10 protein-coding genes, 2 rRNA genes and 1 pseudogene are annotated in these 17,691 nt (G+C 36.1%); 4 read left to right on the top strand and 9 right to left on the bottom strand.

Annotation, left to right across the window (positions count from 1 at the left end):
* Window positions 1-32: 32 nt before the first annotated feature.
* From EGI24_RS12820 to leuB, 3 genes and pseudogenes are all read left to right on the top strand, one after another.
* On the top strand, window positions 33-1,544 hold the full coding sequence (locus EGI24_RS12820) for an alpha-isopropylmalate synthase regulatory domain-containing protein (RefSeq protein WP_255048817.1): 1,512 nt from the start codon (window positions 33-35) through the stop codon (window positions 1,542-1,544).
* A 26-nt stretch (window positions 1,545-1,570) separates the two neighbouring features.
* Window positions 1,571-1,957 (top strand): annotated as a pseudogene (locus EGI24_RS12815) (GxxExxY protein).
* A 65-nt stretch (window positions 1,958-2,022) separates the two neighbouring features.
* Window positions 2,023-3,093: a 3-isopropylmalate dehydrogenase gene (leuB, locus tag EGI24_RS12810; RefSeq protein WP_255048816.1), complete on the top strand. Its 1,071-nt coding sequence runs from the start codon at window positions 2,023-2,025 to the stop codon at window positions 3,091-3,093.
* A 76-nt stretch (window positions 3,094-3,169) separates the two neighbouring features.
* Here the strand turns inward: leuB and nth are convergent, their stop codons facing one another.
* From nth to EGI24_RS12775, 7 genes are all read right to left on the bottom strand, one after another.
* Window positions 3,170-3,697, bottom strand: coding sequence for an endonuclease III (nth, locus tag EGI24_RS12805; protein WP_255048815.1), 528 nt, complete (start codon window positions 3,695-3,697; stop codon window positions 3,170-3,172).
* Between the two features lie 185 nt (window positions 3,698-3,882).
* Window positions 3,883-4,545 carry a hypothetical protein gene (locus tag EGI24_RS12800; protein ID WP_255048814.1) on the bottom strand — a complete coding sequence of 221 codons (663 nt, stop codon included), beginning with the start codon at window positions 4,543-4,545 and terminating at the stop codon, window positions 3,883-3,885.
* 514 nt (window positions 4,546-5,059) lie between these two features.
* Complete coding sequence (locus EGI24_RS12795; RefSeq protein ID WP_255048813.1) at window positions 5,060-6,895, bottom strand: RagB/SusD family nutrient uptake outer membrane protein; 1,836 nt, start codon at window positions 6,893-6,895, stop codon at window positions 5,060-5,062.
* A gap of 11 nt (window positions 6,896-6,906) precedes the next feature.
* The gene (locus EGI24_RS12790) at window positions 6,907-10,047 is read right to left on the bottom strand and encodes a TonB-dependent receptor (protein WP_255048812.1); all 3,141 of its coding nucleotides are present in this window, start codon (window positions 10,045-10,047) and stop codon (window positions 6,907-6,909) included.
* A gap of 86 nt (window positions 10,048-10,133) precedes the next feature.
* Window positions 10,134-11,513 carry a Gfo/Idh/MocA family protein gene (locus EGI24_RS12785; protein ID WP_255048811.1) on the bottom strand — a complete coding sequence of 460 codons (1,380 nt, stop codon included), beginning with the start codon at window positions 11,511-11,513 and terminating at the stop codon, window positions 10,134-10,136.
* Window positions 11,514-11,521: 8 nt separating this feature from the next.
* The gene (locus EGI24_RS12780; protein WP_255048810.1) at window positions 11,522-14,134 is read right to left on the bottom strand and encodes a family 20 glycosylhydrolase; all 2,613 of its coding nucleotides are present in this window, start codon (window positions 14,132-14,134) and stop codon (window positions 11,522-11,524) included.
* Window positions 14,135-14,169: 35 nt separating this feature from the next.
* Window positions 14,170-15,069: a PmoA family protein gene (locus tag EGI24_RS12775; RefSeq protein WP_255048809.1), complete on the bottom strand. Its 900-nt coding sequence runs from the start codon at window positions 15,067-15,069 to the stop codon at window positions 14,170-14,172.
* Window positions 15,070-15,391: 322 nt separating this feature from the next.
* On the opposite strand from EGI24_RS12775, the gene EGI24_RS12770 reads away from it, so the two are divergent.
* Window positions 15,392-16,558: a LacI family DNA-binding transcriptional regulator gene (locus EGI24_RS12770; RefSeq protein WP_255048808.1), complete on the top strand. Its 1,167-nt coding sequence runs from the start codon at window positions 15,392-15,394 to the stop codon at window positions 16,556-16,558.
* A 589-nt stretch (window positions 16,559-17,147) separates the two neighbouring features.
* Here the strand turns inward: EGI24_RS12770 and rrf are convergent.
* Window positions 17,148-17,259 (bottom strand): 5S ribosomal RNA (gene rrf / locus EGI24_RS12765).
* Window positions 17,260-17,407: 148 nt separating this feature from the next.
* A 23S ribosomal RNA gene (locus EGI24_RS12760) occupies window positions 17,408-17,691 on the bottom strand; the annotation flags it as partial.

Below are 17,691 nucleotides of genomic sequence, written 5' to 3'. Positions count from 1 at the left end.
GGTATAATAGCCAACAGCATAATTTTTACGTAATGAGACATATCGAAATAATGGACACCACACTCCGCGATGGTGAGCAAACCAGTGGAGTATCGTTTTCTGTTTCTGAAAAACTTACCATAGCCCAACTTTTGCTACAAGAAGTAAAAGTAGACAGGATAGAAGTGGCTTCTGCCAGAGTCTCAGACGGTGAACTTCAAGCAGTAAAGCTCATAACCAGTTGGGCCGCAGAAAATGGTTTTCTTGAAAAAGTAGAAGTCCTGACATTTGTAGATGGTCGTGCTTCAATAGACTGGATGTTGAATTCTGGTGCTAAAGTGATGAATCTCCTTACCAAAGGCTCTATGAATCACCTCACGCATCAGCTCCAAAAAACACCTGAACAGCATTTTAAAGAGATCGAAGAAGTAATAACCTTGGCAATAGAAAACGATATTACTGTAAATGTATATCTCGAAGACTGGAGCAACGGTATGAGAAATTCACCAGATTATGTTTTTCTGTTTTTGGCATTTCTGACCAAACAACCTGTAAAACGTATACTTTTTCCGGATACTTTGGGTGTTTTAACTCCTTCTGAAACATACACTTACTTGAAGTCAATAATCAATGAATATCCAAATACACATTTTGATTTTCATGCCCATAATGACTATGACCTTTCTACTGCCAATGTAATGGAAGCCCTTCGTGCAGGTGTTCATGGATTACATCTTACGGTAAACGGCATGGGAGAGAGAACAGGCAATGCGGCTCTTTCAAGTGCGGTAGCTGTTATTAACGATTTTATGCCAGAGTTTAAGACATCTGTGGTGGAGAAATCATTATATTCCATAAGCAAAATTGTTGAATCGTTTTCAGGTCTAAGAATTCCAGCCAATAAGCCGATAGTAGGAGAAAATGTATTTACACAAACTGCTGGAATTCATGCCGATGGCGACAAGAAGAACAATCTTTATGTGAGTACTTTGAGTCCTGAGCGGTTCGGTAGAAAAACTAAATATGCCCTTGGAAAGACTTCTGGTAAAGCAAATATTGAAAAGAACCTTCAAGAATTGGGTATAAAACTTAATGATGCAGACCTCAAAAAAGTAACCCAAAGGATCATTGAACTTGGTGATAGAAAGGAGAACGTAACCAAGGAGGACCTACCCTACATCATTTCTGATGTATTAGACACAAGTGCAGTTAATGAGAATGTAAAAATCCTTAATTACGTACTTACACATTCTAAAAACCTTCAGCCTTCTTCTACTTTACAAGTACAAATTGGCGATGAAATTTTCCAAGAAAATGCTCAAGGAGACGGTCAATACGATGCTTTTATGAATGCCTTGAAGAAAATCTATATCAAAAAAGGCAAAGAGTTACCCTTGCTGACAGATTATTCTGTAAGGATACCACCCGGTGGAAAAACTGACGCTTTGTGCGAAACCATAATTACTTGGAGCATCAACGGAAAAGACGTAAAAACAAGAGGGCTTGACTCCGACCAAACGGTGTCAGCAATTGAAGCGACTAGGAAGATGCTGAATATTATATAAGTTGAGGTCACAAAGTTTCACGGAGTATGACACAGCGTTACACAGAAATTAATGAACTTTCTGGGCAAATATTGAAACATGCTTTTGACATTCATACAGCACTTGGGCCTGGGCTTTTAGAAAGTGCATACAAAGAATGTTTAGCATATAGACTTAATAAAGATGGTTTATTTGTTGAAAAGGAAAAACCAATGCCTTAGATTTTTGAAGAAATCAAACTTGATCAAGGTTACAGGTTAGATTTGCTCTTAAACAATAAAATTGTAGTTGAACTTAAAACTGTGGACTGCTTCACTGATGTACATATTGCACAAACTCTTACTTACATGAGATTAGGCGGATTCGATTTGGGATTATTAATAAATTTTAAGGTAAAAAGCCTCAAAGATGGCATAAAAAGGTTAATTCTATAAAAATAAAAACTCTGAGGTACTCTGGGTAAAACTTAGTGTACCCCTGTGATACAAAACAAAGCAAGATGAAAAAACACATTTTAGTAGTGCCAGGAGATGGCATCGGACAAGAAGTTACCGTAGTTGGTAAAAAAGCATTAGAAAAAATCGCTGCCAAATTTGGCCATGATTTCACTTATGATGAGGCTCTTATGGGCCATGTAGCTATCGAAGCTACTGGAGATCCATTACCAGCAGAGTCCTTAGAAAAGATGCGTGCATCTGATGCCATTTTATTTGGTGCGGTTGGCCATGCCAAATATGACAATGATCCTCATGCAAAGGTTCGTCCTGAGCAAGGACTTTTAAAAATGCGTAAAGAATTAGGCTTATTCGCTAATTTACGCCCAATCAAATTATTTGATGAACTTTTAGGTGCCTCAAGTATTAAACCCGAAATTTTGAAAGGAGCAGATATTCTTTTCTTTAGAGAGCTTACAGGAGATGTTTACTTTGGAGAAAGAGGAAGACTAAACGAAGGTACTACCGCCTACGACACCATGATTTATAGCAAATATGAGGTGGAAAGAATCGCTCGTAAGGCCTTTGATGCTGCCATGACACGTGGTAAAAAACTAATGTCGGTTGACAAAGCAAACGTATTAGAGTCTAGTCGACTTTGGAGAGAAACCGTACTTGAAGTGGCCCAAGATTATCCTGAAGTTGAGCTAGAGCACCAATTTATTGATGCTGCCGCGATGCTTTTAATCAAAGATCCAAAACGCTTTGATGTAGTGGTGACAGGAAATATCTTCGGTGATATATTGACCGATGAGGCCTCTCAAATAGCTGGCTCTATGGGAATGCTTGCCTCAGCTTCTGTTGGTGAAAGCACGGGCGTTTATGAGCCTATTCATGGCTCTGGCCATGACATCGCAGGTAAAGGAGTTGCCAATCCAATGGCCTCTGTTCTATCCGCAGCCTTGTTGTTAGACATTTCCTTTGGCCTAAAGGCAGAATCAGAAGCCCTTATTAATGCCATTGATGGTGTTTTGAAAGCTGGATGGAGAACACGTGATATCGCGGATAAAACCACCCCTGCCGATAAAATATTAGGTACGGATGCAATTGGAAAAGAAATATTAGACAGAATTTAATATTCTTTCTGAAACACCAAAAAGCCACTTCAAATTACTTTGAGGTGGCTTTTTGAATATAAGGCCAAACTAAAAATCAAATTGAGGTTTGATAAAAATTACAATCGGCATTTAAAATACATTCGTCACATTTGGGATTTGTAGGACGACAAATCTCACGCCCTAGAAATGAAATTGGCATTCCAACCGCCCACATATCCTCTTTGAGTTGAGTCATTATTTGTTTCTCAATTTTGATTCCATCCTTTAATTCAGTTGCTAAACCCAATCTCGGTGCAACTCTAATCACATGTAAATCCACAATTACCCCTTCCGATTTGCCACCAGATTCACGTAATATAACATTCGCAGACTTGCGTCCAATACCCTTAAGAGCAACCAACTCAGCCAACGTCTTGGGGATATTATCATCGTCCTTTATAATTTGTGCTATTTCCAAAAGCCATGAAGCCTTGGTATGGAACTTTCTTATCTTAGAAATAAATGGAATAAGGGAGTCCATATCCGCTTTTGAAAGACTCTCCATATCAGGAAAAGCCTCAAATAAAGCAAGAGAAATCTTGTTGATATTAGCATCGGAATCCTGAGCGGACAATACCACCATTACCAACAGTTGATAGAGATTCTGGTATTCTAAAGGGTGCCTTTTGTTGCGATATAAAGCTAACAAAGGCTTAAGAATCTTATTCCAATCTTTCATTATAAATAAATTTTCGTTTTTAAAGTTCGAAAATTAAGCTTTTCAAAATTACTTTTCAAAATTTGCTAAGAAACTAATCCAATTATGAACTAATATTTCCAATAATATCCGCTTTGATTATCCTTTCTTAAACCAAAATTGACTTTCATTTTATTGAACTTGTAGCTCGGATATTTTTCCCGAACAAGTTGTTCAAAATCAATAAACTTCTCTAAAGACAGCATATAATTTTTGGGTTCTTTCTCCAAATCGACTAGAAAGACACTTGCCCAATCGATAATTTCGGGATTCTGTATTGCCATTATTTCTGAAGCCAAAGAATCAAAAGCCCTATCAAAATGCTCAAAAGTTGGCTCATTCAATGTTTTTAATATAGCAACTTCACGCTCCCAATTTCCCAAGATTGTGTTTAATTGCTGAGATTCAAAAGAATTAATGACTTCAAATTTTCCTTTTTCTAAATCAACTTTTACCTCCAAATCTGCTTTATCCTTCATATAGATATAGAAACTCTTTTTTTTGTCAAAAGATACTTGATGGATACCTTTAAGCGAAGATTCTAGAACCAGAACTTTCCCATTATGGGCTTCGAATTTTCCTGAATCCAGAACTACACCATCTTTAATTAATTTTGAATATAGATTTAAGGATGTTTCATTTTCTAAAACAAGTCTAATTTCGCTTGCGAAAGCGTAGTTAGCTATAAGAAAGAAGCAGAGTAAACACCTTATGATGGAAAATTCGGAGATCATCTAATTTTTAAATTCTTTGATAAATAAAGAAAGTAAATATCGTGAATAAAAATTGCGTGTCGAAAATATAATTCTAATAAAGCCATTTTAAACCGAGATGAAGAATTATAATGAGGTGGCTTATAAATTATTGCGTTTAAGTCCATCAAAGACAAAAATGCCAATTTGCCATTGCTTTAGCATTTACGTAGCCGAAGTAACAGGAGATAAAACTTAATTGGAATCATTCATTCTTTTAATAGAGCCTAATATTATGGGAAAGGTCAATCAACTCCATTTTCCGAAATTATCTGTTGCTTTATCATATATTCTAACTCTGTTCCGTATAGTGAAAATATCATAAATTTAAAATTATTCGGCACAGTACAACCAATTGTAATTCCGTATTAATCCAAATTGCCAAAAGAGAATTAAGGCGAAAAATAAATGAGCCTAAATTTAATCCTGAAATATAAAAAAACAAAAAACCCTGAAGAATCCTCAGGGTTTTTGTGTTTACTTTTTAACCAATATTCTATTCCATTATCTTGTCTAATGCTGGTTTATTTGATTCACTGCCAGCATACCCCAAGTTTTGATTTATTTGGCCCAAGCTATTTGCCAAAATTGCCGCTCTAGGAATCGGCCATAATACATGGTATGGACTTATTGTGTAGCTATCTCCTCTAATGTTTTTTACTTTGTTATAAAAGTTGTTTTTCTCTACAACTCTGTCAAAAAAGAAATTAGCGGTTGAAAAGTTTTGCAAAGAATAAGTTTTGCCATTATAACTTTTACCTGACTTAGCCATTTGATAGGCTATACGGGTTAATTCTGTTTTACGAGGTTCTTCATAATACAACTCTCTTCCCCTCTCATCGAGTATGGTACCGATGTCTATTATTTTATTCTCAGAATATGGGCTACAGTTTGCCCTAGTTCTTACAGCGTTAAGGTCAGCAATGGCCAAGGCATTATTTCCTTTAAACCAATGAGCCTCTGCTCTTAAAAGATAGGTCTCTGCTAAGCGATATACGTACCAGTCTGAATTTCCACCTTGAAACGGTATTCTGATCTGGTCTTCTACATATAGTTTGTAATGAGGCCAGTTAAACCAATTCCTAATTGTATCCCCATTACTTATCAATAATTTGCCAGTTGCATCTTTTAGCTGTAGAGATTTTCCATAAAAAGGAGATACCCCTTTGATAGCCGTATTATTATAAACCAAATCTTCCATCCTCATCCAATTACCGGATTTAGTATCATGACGAAAATCTTTTTCATCATCCCAAACCCCATATTGAGAATAATTAGTGGCTCTACACCTTCCTATACCACGGCCGAATCTTGTACTTAAATCAAATTCCACTTGACCAGGTACCAACCCCGACCTTCCATCAGGAGTTAGGATTGCACTATTTGAAAAGAATGGTACGGCCTGACGCATTGAGGTAGTTCCAGTAGTAGAAGCACTTGTTAAACCAAAACGATCTGTCACCGAAAACAAAACTTCGGTATTCGCCGAAGAGAATTTATTAGCAGGACGATGCAAATCCCATGTAACATTTTTTGTAGAATTACTGGCATCAACTCCAAACCTTCCTGTTACTAATTTATAAGTGCCACTGTTTATTACCTGGTCTGCAATAGCTATGGCTTCATCATAAAGTCCTAAAGACAAGTTGACTTTTGTTAGCAAATGGCCAATTGAAGCTTTATTTACATCTCCTTTGTCACCAGCAAATGGCACATTTTTAAAAGCAAAATCAAGGTCTCCTTTAATTTTAGCTAATATTGCCTCTCTCTTTACAGTTTGAAAATCGAGTTTAGGACTTGTAATTTCTTTAAAAGAAGTTGGCACATCCCCAAATTGATTAACCAATCTATAATAGTGATAAGAACGATAGAAGTATGCCTTTCCAAGTAATTGATTTTTAACCTCGTCTTTCATGGAAGCAACCGTCGGAATTTTATCAATTATAGTATTCGCTAATCGAATACCCAACCAATGTCTTTCCCAGTACCACCCAATTCTGTTAAAATCTGCACTATTAAGATTGGCATCTGGTGTAATCAACACGTTCAAATCAACCGCAGGTCCAAATTTATCGGTGGTTCCTTCCACTGCCATTTCTGAAAACAGCAACTCTGTAATGATTGGTGAACCGTCTCCATACCATTCCTCTTTTAAATTAGCTGAACAGGCAGCCAAGGCTGATTTAAAACCAGCTTCATCTATAAAAGTGTTTTCTGGTGTAAATAAAGATAGCGGCTGAGGAGTAAGCCAACTGTCTTTACAACTTGTGCTTACTGCCAGAATTAAAGCAGCTGCTAAGGTTATTTTTTTATTTTTAAATATATTTTTCATAAAAAATCAATTTAGAATGTGATGTTTAGACCAAGTGTTGAAGTACGTGGCATTAAATTTTGATAAAATGCGTTATTAGTTTCGGTATTTGCTCTTGATTCAGGATCGAAATAATCCCATGGCGTAAATACTGCTAAGTTGGATACATTCACATAGAATTTCATACTTTCAAATTTGACCTTATTGGCGATAGCCTTAGGGAGTGTGTATGCCAAACTAATATTATTTAATCTAACAAAGGAAGACTTTCTCCAAACCGTATACGCAACAGCTCCCCCTGCCGCTGACATCATCTTTGCATAGTCATTTATTGGGTTTTCAGGAGTCCAGTAGGGCCTATTATAAAACTGAGAGCGGTCGTAGAACAAATCCACGTTTTTAGCCTCATTGTAGGCTGTATATTGGCCAATACGGCCATATAAAGAGAATGAAAAATCGAAATTTTTGTATAAATTAAATTCATTTCTTAGGTTAAATGAAAACAAAGGATTTTGATGACCCAAAAATTGTCTATCATCTATGGTATACTTACCATCTTTATTTAAATCTTCAAGTTTGAAGTCGCCAGGAGTAAAACCATAGGTTTTAGCTAAATCTCTCTCAGATTCCTGCCAAACACCCAAAACTTTGTAGTCCCATATTTGATTAATTGGTTTACCAATAAACCATCCGTTTGCTCTATCGTCTTGATCTACCATAGTGACATTTCCACTTGCATCTTTAACTGGCACAGCACCGTACAGTTTCAAGATTTTGTTATTGTTGGTCCAGAAACTAACATTCGAACGCCATACAAAATTTTTCTTTTTGTAGTTTTCAGTATTTATCGCTACTTCGAGTCCGTTGTTTCCAACAGAGCCTAAATTTGAAATTACACTAGCAAATCCTGTAACATTAGGGAGTGAACGGAACAATAACAAATCATTTGTTTCTCTTATGTAGTAATCCACCGAGCCAGATATCTTGCTATTTAAAATTCCAAAATCTAAACCAAAATTGTACGAACTATTTTTCTCCCATTTCAAGTTGGGGTTGGGCATATTTGTAGTTCTTACAGTTCCAGTATTATAAGTTGCCCCACCTGGTGTAGTGTAGCTATAAACTCCTGTGGAAAGGGCAGAAAGAGATGCAAACCTATTGGCAGAGCCATCGCCATTTAATATCTCGCGGTTTCCATTTACCCCATAAGAAATTCGAAGTTTTCCATAATCTAAGTATTTTTGAAGCCCTTTAAAGAATTTCTCGTCAGTAAATTGCCATCCAACGGCCAATGAGGGGAACATTGCTCGTTGATTGGAAGCTCCAAAGCCCGAGTATCCATCTCTACGCATTGTAGCTGTTAGAAAATACTTTGAACTGAAATTGTAATTAATTCTTCCCATTAAAGCGTCTCCTGTATAATAAGTATCGTTGCTTGTTATAGATGGAAACAAAGTTGCTGCACCCACATTATGGTAAAGTAAGTTATCACTTGGTGAATAATTCTCAGCATTGATTACATTTTGCCAAATTTGGGCTTTTTCAGCATTCACCAAAAATGTAGCATCAAAATTGTGTTTTCCAAATGATTTATTCCATCTTAAAATATTATCAAGTTGCCATTGAAACGAGGTGCTATTTTCTCTCCTTGATATACCACGGCGATTAGTTATTCCTGGCTTATTTGCCGAAACATGATCTAAATAATTCAGAAACTCGAACCTTGGAGTGTAATTAATCTGGTATGAAAAACCATAACCTAAATCTCCTTTTATAAAAATAGAACTAAATAGGTTATTAACTCTTCTATCTCTCGAATTAAAAACTTGGTCAAGAAATGGATTGGTGTTATTACCAACGTCATCATTGGTACTTTGACGTAATGTAACACCATCATCTTGATATAACTGACCAAAAGGTGTGGTACGAATAGCATTGCCCAAATCAATAGGAATACTACTTTCGTCACGATTTGCAAATTGTAGGTTTAGGCCTACAGAAAGAAATTTGGTAATTTTATTCTCTAAGTTTACCCTTGCCCTGAAGGTTTTAAATACATCTCCAACCGAAAGTCCCTCGTTAGTCAAATAACCCAAAGACATATAATAATTTGTACTTGGCGTACTGCCTGAGATACCAACGGTATGATCTTGTTGTATCGCATTGTCATTTACCAAAATATCCTCCCAGTCAGTTACTCTACCCGCTTTGTAGTTAGCTATTTCGACAGGGAGAAGCTTTATTCTATTAAGCCAAACATCCACTGGATCCCCTTTGTCACTTCCTAACCATTGTGTCAAATTTACATCTGAAGGAAGGTTACGAGGGTCATAAAAAGTATGTTTTTTAGCAGGATCATGCCCATTCATGCTCCAAAGTACATCTCCACGCCATTTCAAAAAATCATCTGCATTTAAAATATGGTTGAATTTTCCAACCTTATTCATAGCAAAATTTGAATTAAGCGTGATTTGAGGTTTCCCTGATTTTCCTTTTTTGGTGGTTACCAAAATTACTCCATTTGCAGATCTTGCACCAAACACCGCGGCAGAACTTGCATCTTTTAGAACGTCCACCGTTTCGATATCATTGGGATTGATGTCGTTTAAAGAACCCGGATATATAACTCCATCTACCACTATCAAAGGCGAAGTAGAAGCTGTTAATGAAGCACGGCCTCTAATTAGAAAACTTCCACCACCTCTTGGAGATGCATTATTTGATACATCTAAACCAGGAGTGTTACCACGTAACATATCTTGTACTGTCCGTGGGTTTTCGTTTTCCATTTTAGTGGCTTTTATTTGACCTACGGCACCCGTTAAATCACTTTTTTTCATAGTACCATAGCCCACAACCACTACTTCATTGAGATTCTGACTGTCTTCAACTAAGCTAATATTGATTTGGTTTCTGGTTCCGATTATCTCTTCTTTGTTAATATAGCCGATAGATGAGAAAACCAAAACTGCATTTTTTGAGGATATATTTATGGAATAATTTCCACTCCCATCAGTAACTGTACCTTGTGAGGTACCTTTTACTTTCACACTAACTCCTGGCAAGCCGTCGCCCGATGGGTCTGACACTTTACCTGTCAATTGCCCGGTTTGAGCCGTTACTATCTGCATGCACAGAAACAATGCAGATAACAAAAGATAAATTTTCTTCATAATTTAAGAATTGATTAGAAATTGATAAAAATTATAATTTTTGAATAGAATACATTTTTAGAGATTTTAAAAAATAAATTCGACAACTACTTAATTTTAAACTGATTAGTTCCATACGGTACCCTTTGTGGCCGCCCCAACATAGCATTTGCTTTTTCGCTATTGGTAAATCTTTCAGTCTTTGGATCCCATTTCAATTTACCTGGCAGTTTCATTGCGATATGACTAATCAAACAAATTGAGCAAATACGATGAGCAATTTCAACTGGAGATAATACCGGAGTCTTGTTTTGAATTCCTTCAAGCCAGTTTAAATGGTGTTCTTCGCTTACCTGGAGTTTTATTTCATTATCTTTTATTACTGAATTCAATATTTTTGGGTCGCTTGCATCCAAAGCCTTAGAGCTTTTAGCTGCTGCAACTGGGTCAGATGCCGATGCAACATAATTACCTCTAGAAACAAAAATCCAACCCTCTGAGCCTTCAAAACGAATTCCATTTGGATAGCCACCACTTGTATACATCGAGACGCCGTTTGCATATTCAGCCTTTACCATAAAATCGCCATGGACATTCCATAAGCCAGATTTTGGAAACTCGGCTATGGCTTCAACAGAAATAGGACCCGTATATTCGGTATTCATTCCCCATGATGCTATATCATAATGATGTTGTCCCCATCCGGTAATCATACCAGATCCAAACTGCTCAAGTCTTAACCATCCTGGACGACCATATCCTACTTGCGGATGAACCCCTATTTCAGTGTAAGGCACATAAGGAGTAGAGCCTAGCCAAGCATCATAGTTCAAATTTTTAGGAATAGGCATTTCAGGTGCAGATGGCCCAGATGGGTCACCTGGCAATCCTACTTTTATGGTGTGTAGCTTTCCTATTCTACCGTTTCGGACTAACTCAGCCCCTATTCTAAATTGAGATGTAGAACGTTGTTGAGTTCCTACTTGAAAAACAACTCCTTTTTTCTTAACTATTTGACAAAGCTGTCTACCTTCCGTTATGGTTAAAGAAGTAGGTTTTTGAAGATATATATGCTTGCCTGCTAATGCCGCTTCCATTGCAGGCTGAGCATGCCAATGGTCTGGAGTACTTATCATTACAGCATCTATATCTTTGTTTAGGAGCATTTCACGGTAATCGTCATACATCTTGGTATCCATGTATTTGTTATTCCCTGTCTTTTGCCCATAATATCCATCAATGAGCCTTTTGGCATCTTCCAACCTATTTCTATCTACATCACAAGCTGCTATGATTCTTGCTGCATCGTGCTTAAATGTTTCTGCCAAGTCATGTTCACGAGCTATTCTGCCACATCCAATTTGACCTATGTTTATCTTATTGGAAGGAGCATTTTTCCCAAATACTGAAGAGGGTACAATGGTTGGCAAACCAATAGTCGCTACAACTCCAGTCAGAGTTTGTTCAATAAATTTTCTACGTTTCATATTTTATTTTATTTAACCGTGAATGTTTTACTAGCTCTACCAAATTTATTGAAAGCCCTAACTTTTATTAGGCCATTAACTTTTATCGGCTTTGTATATTCTTTAGAATTTATGCCCGGTTCAGAACCATCCTCCGTGTAGCGTACAGTCAAGCCTGGAAAAGCTAGATTTGCTTTCAGTAAACCATCTTCTATTACCGCTCCGGGTGGAGCTATACGATAATTATACCCACCAAATAAAAAGTCTAAACGTGGAAATTCTCTCTGGCCTATTTGATTGGAAATATCTGCCCAACCCGCCCATATTGCTTTTACGCGTTTAGCTATATTACTTTCACTTTCCCAAGCCGGAGCAATAGACCAAGATTTTTCTGCAAAAGCAAATAATTTAGGAGCCAGGTAATATTCAAGCATTTTCGACCCTTTAATAGTTTCAGACCACAACTGGGCTTGCATGCCCACAATGTTTTTTTGTGCGTCAATCTTCAGGTGATTTCTTACCAAATTGGCATCAATTTTTTGAGATTTACGTCCGAAAATTTCATCTTTTTCTGTCAGACGGCTGTATTTATCAAAATTTATGGATTTAAAAACATCATATGGGGTCATTACATAAGGGTCTATTGCGTCTTGATAGCCCGCCCATACTAATCCGGGTTCAGTAGGGTCAGAATTATAAGAAAGATCGAAATATAGATTGGTTGCGTTGCACAATACCACCTTGTAACCAGCATTGGCAATTCGATAACCAAGGTCAATGTTTTTTCCAGTATTGTCCCAAACCAATGGCAATACCTTTTTATCTTTAAATTTTGGATTGACCTGAATATTATTTTGACTGTCTTTATTCAATACGATTTCTTCCCAACCAGCTACTTCCAGATCGTATTTTTCAAAAATTGCCAACGCTTTTTCAAGGAAATATCCTTGCAGTTGACGGGCATCTTTAATTTCAGGCAGCGTTTTCATCAATTCCATACAAAGAGGTGATTTAGCCCAAGCTCCGTTGGGTACTTCGTCTCCTCCGGTATTGAAAGTCGTTAATTTCAAACCAGCCTCCTGATACATAGCTACAATATCTTTCACGATTGTATCGTAGAAGTGATACACAGATGGTAGTGCTACGCATACAATATTGTCTTTGTACATCTGTGCTGATAAGTAAACCGATTTGTCGTTCGGGTCAATCAATCGAAATTCCTTAGCTTTCTCTTTTTCGCCCTTGGCCATATAATAATCGTATCGTGCTTCCATGGCCTTAATAGCAGCACGGGCATGACCTGGCATTGAAATTTCAGGAATAACTTGGATATGCCTTTGGTCAGCATATTTAATTATTTCTTTAAATTCTTCTCTTGTGTAGTAACCCTTTCCGTAGTTATTTTCAGTATCAGGATGAGGTCCAGAACCATATGATGGAGTAAGCCAGTTTTTTGAATCAATGGTATGTCCACGTTTACTTCCTATCTGTGTTAATTCAGGCAGACCATTTATTTCTAAACGCCAACCTTCGTCTTCAGAAAGATGGAGATTGAGTTTATTAATCTTGTACATAGCCAAAAGATCAATAAGTCTTAATACGTCTTCTTTTTTGCTAAAATTTCGAGAAACATCTAGCAGAAAACTCCGAAAACTAAATCTGGGTGCATCTAAAATCTCTACACTTTCGATAGTAATTTTTTCCTCATATTTTGCTGGTATAAGAGCTGATAGGCTTTGAATTCCATAGAAAACGCCTGCCGCATCATTTCCAGTAATATTTATCCCTTTCGATTCATGCACAGCAAGTGAGTAGGCCTCGTTTGAAATTTCATTGACTATTAATGGTGCTGTTTTGAGGCTAATAGAGTTTGCATCTGTTCCAACTCCTTCTTTCATCTTCAATTTCACTCCTAAATATTTATCCATCAAAGTCACCAAATAAGAAGCCTCATTTTTAAGTGAATTGCTATAATAAATGGTTGAAGTTTTTTCTAGTATTACAGACCCTTTTCCTGATTTTATAGAATAAGGACTCGGTATGATTTTGCCAATATGGTCAGTAGGAAGATCAGGAATATTTTGATTTATCAGGTATTGATTAGACGCAGTAGGTATTGTGGCAACAAATGCAGAGTCGGAGAAGATATCTGAATAATCTGTTATGGAAGCAATATTTAAATCTTTGGCGATAATTTTTGAATCATCATAAACAATGTAAGCACCTTGAGGGGCATATTTTTCATTAAATAGAATACCTGCGGCTTCGTATTCAAAAATAAGAGAGTCGCCTTGACGAAGGGTAAAACTACTATCAGGTACATAGCGGTATAAATCGCCATTGAGATGTTCAATTTTCCCTTGAGTCAATTCACCTGATTGCATCGGTTTTAAAAAACTTTGGTTAAAATACAAAGCCCAGTTCCCTGTTTTAATGGTTTCAGCTCCATTATTAATAAAAGTGAAGGCTGATTTGTTGGTCTCTGTTTCGCTCTTTGGATTTTTGATTAATCGCCATTTTATAGTTAGTTTTTCAAGCTCACTTGTATTTTTCAAATTTGAGCTAGAACAACCTATGCTTGAAGTAATTAGCCAAAAGAATGAAACAATCAAGGTGATATAAGTGAAATTCTTCCTTTTCATAATATTATTTTCAATGATTTAAATTTGGTACAGTTTTACTTTGATTTATATAGTTCAAATTGTTCTGCAATTTTTGCCGTTGTCACATCCCCAGCATGTACCAAAACACGATATTTCAATTTGATGGTTTGACCTTTTTTTAAGGTTGTTTCCTTGTCATTCTCTGGCCAATACATAGGTGTTGGTGAAAAGAATCCATAGTCTCTTGTAAACCATGGTGATGGATACCAATCATTAGAGGGGTGCTGCATTATTGCCATGCCTTCAATTTTATCGCCCCGTTTGCCGTAAAAATCAATCCAAGGTGATTTTTTGCCAAAAGTGCCTTTTTCCCATTTATCGCCATCGGCATTAATCATGGTGCCACCATTTGTAACAGCAAGGTCAGCATCCATGCGACCGCTAAAAAGTGAATGGTTCGTTTTATCTATTGTTACATCCATGAGCATTTCCATAGTAACATCAAAATCAATTTGAAAAAGCTCTTTTGAAGGGGCTGAAATCGTAATTTTACGAAAATCTTTTATAGGGGAATCGGCATTGGGCCTACGCCAAATGTTTTCAGTTTCAATTACAACTTTATTATTTCCAGATTCAACTATATCAGCTCTCAAAGAAATTATTTGTCCCCTTTCGAGTCCTTCTTGCCAATAATTTCCGCCATTTACCTTATCACAACCAAAAAACAAGGAACTATGATGAGGAAAATTACCATTACGCATTGAGGTAACACTACCATTGGAAGGGCCATTAACAGGGAAAAAATAAGGATATTTTTCGTCTTGAGAGAAAATATAACTTGTAAAAAAATTGTTGTCAATATTTACATCAATTTTTGAATTTAGTTTTGTTGCTGAAATATTAATTTGAGCAGTCCCTTTTGGCCCAAATATGATAACCAATAATATTGAAATAATTATTTTAATTTTCTTCATTTTAATTTAAGTTCTGAATATTAGAATATGATTTAAGTGCAATTATAAATTATGACATAAAATACTCCTGTTTTTTTAAGTTGGGTTTAAACTAACAATATGCCTCAACCTAATCCCTTTTTTTTAAGAATTAAAAGAATTTATTAAATTTTTTTAAGAATTAATGTTAAATTTGTATCGAAATTGTTTTCGAAATCACTTGCGATAGATAAAATAATTTTAAAAAAAAGAATGAAATTTCCTTACGTCTAAATTATTTATTCGAAAACATTCTTTTCAAATAAACATAAGTTTAAACTACAAATATTAAAATAGTACAAAAATGGAATGTCCCAATTGTAAACTAAATGAAGATTTAGAATTTACTCGAAAAGTAGTAAAAGCTGGAATATTAAGAGGGGCTCAAAGATATTATTGCAATCACTGTAAAACCCATTTTAGTGAAAAAAGAAAAGTAAAAATTGAAAATAAAAATTCACATCAGATAACAATTTTGGATATAGCCAAACACTTAGGAATAGCTCCATCAACAGTATCAAAGGCCCTAAATAATAAATCAGATATAAACTTTGAAACTAAAAACCTAATAGTTAAACTGGCCAATGATTTAAATTATAAACCTAATCATTTTGCTAAAAGCCTTAGTCGTGGAAATTCAAATACAATCGGTGTAATAATACCCAATATTGAAAGACCATTTTTTGCGGCAGTATTGGCAGGTATACAATCTGTAGCCAGCAAAGCTGGTTATAGCGTGATTATTTGTCAAAGCGACGAAACTCATCAAACTGAAATTCTGAATATACAAACACTTATGGCTAGCCGTGTGGATGGCCTTTTGATTAGTCATACAAAAGAAACTTCAACTTTTGAACATTTAAAAATCCATTTAAATAAAGGTGTGCCAATAGTCCATTTTGACAGAATTAGTAACGAAATAAATAGTTCAAAAATTACACACCAAAATAAAGAAGGAAGTTTTCAATTGGTAGAACATTTAATTGAAAATGGATGTAAGCGAATTGCAATCCTTGCTGGCCCTAAAGAATTATTAATAAGTAACGATAGACTTGATGGTTATCTAGCTGCATTGAATAAATACGGAATTCCTATTGACAATAATTTAATATATAATTCAAATTTTCAAAAAGATGAAACCACAAAAGTATTAGACATTTGGTTATCATTAGAAAACCCACCAGATGCGATTTTCACGGTGTTTTATTTAAACGCTATTGAAATGATGGTCGAAACAAAAAAAAGAAATATTAAAATACCAGAAGATATTGCTTATGTAGGATTTGGAGATGATTTAATTGCAGAATTATTTGAGCCATCATTAACTGTTTTTCACCTTTTTCCATTTAAAATGGGTGAAAACGCTGCAAACGTTTTAATTGAAAATATAATAAACAATGAACATTCTAAATCCAAAACTTTAGAAATTACGGGAAAACTAATAGTCAGAAAATCTTCATTAAAATCTTAATTTAGGCATAATGGATTAGTAGAAAAAGTAAGAAAAAACTTTACTGAAAAATTTAAAAAAAAAGATATCAATCATATCATTCAAAACATGATCTATATGGAATTTGGCAAGACCTTATACAAAAAAACCAAATATACTGTTGAGGTATTGTAATAAATAACTGGCATCTAAATCGAATACTTAAAAAAATGTAACACCAGCTTGGTACTCGCCTAGAGATGTCCGACCCCATTTAAATAATATAGCAAATGCGGCATAATTGGTGTAAGAATCACTTCGCTTAGCGACTCTATTGAAATTCATTTAAACAAAAAAACCCCAACATTTACATGTTGAGGTTTAATTATAATAAAAAACCGGCGGCCACGCCTAGTGATCTATCGAAACGTCGAAACGCTACTCTCCCGGGACTCGGCATCCCCGTTTGGACGGGGACGCCGAGTCCAAGTACCATGCTGGGGTGGAATCAGACCGGTGCGGTAGGAATCAATTCCGAGAGGAACGGCATTCAGATATAAACGATCTGTTCAATTACGTATAAAACAAAAAAAACCCCAACATTTACATGTTGAGGTTAATTATAATAAAAAACTGGCATCTACCTACTCTCCCGGGTTTGATCCAAGTACCATCGGCGGTGCGGGGCTTAACTGCTCTGTTCGAAATGGGAAGAGGTGATCACCCGCCCTATTGACACCATGAATATCTTCTGGTTGTCTTTTGGACATCTAAATTCTTTTGACATTAATGCTTCTCTATTCACTCCCACCTTTCGGTGTCTGAGCTGCTCCCTGAGCGTAGTCGAAGGGAGTCGAAGAAACATTGTGATTGAGAAAGACTGAAAATTAAAATTTAAGAGCTCTCGGTTCATTAGTACTACTCGGCTGCATACATTACTGCACTTCCACCTGTAGCCTATCTACGTCATAATCTCTAACGTTCCTCAAGGGAAGTCTCATCTTGAGGTGGGTTTCACACTTAGATGCTTTCAGCGTTTATCCCGTCCCGACTTAGCTACTCTGCCGTGCCCTTGGCAAGACAACAGATACACCAGCGGTCAGTCCAATTCGGTCCTCTCGTACTAAAATCAGAGCCTCTCAAACTTCCTACGCCCACCACAGATAGGGACCGAA

The organism is Lacihabitans sp. CS3-21 (assembly GCF_024343675.1).
Classification (GTDB): domain Bacteria; phylum Bacteroidota; class Bacteroidia; order Cytophagales; family Spirosomataceae; genus Leadbetterella.
Note: the sequence above shows the minus strand (reverse complement) of the source record. Positions and strands in the feature narration are given on the sequence as shown.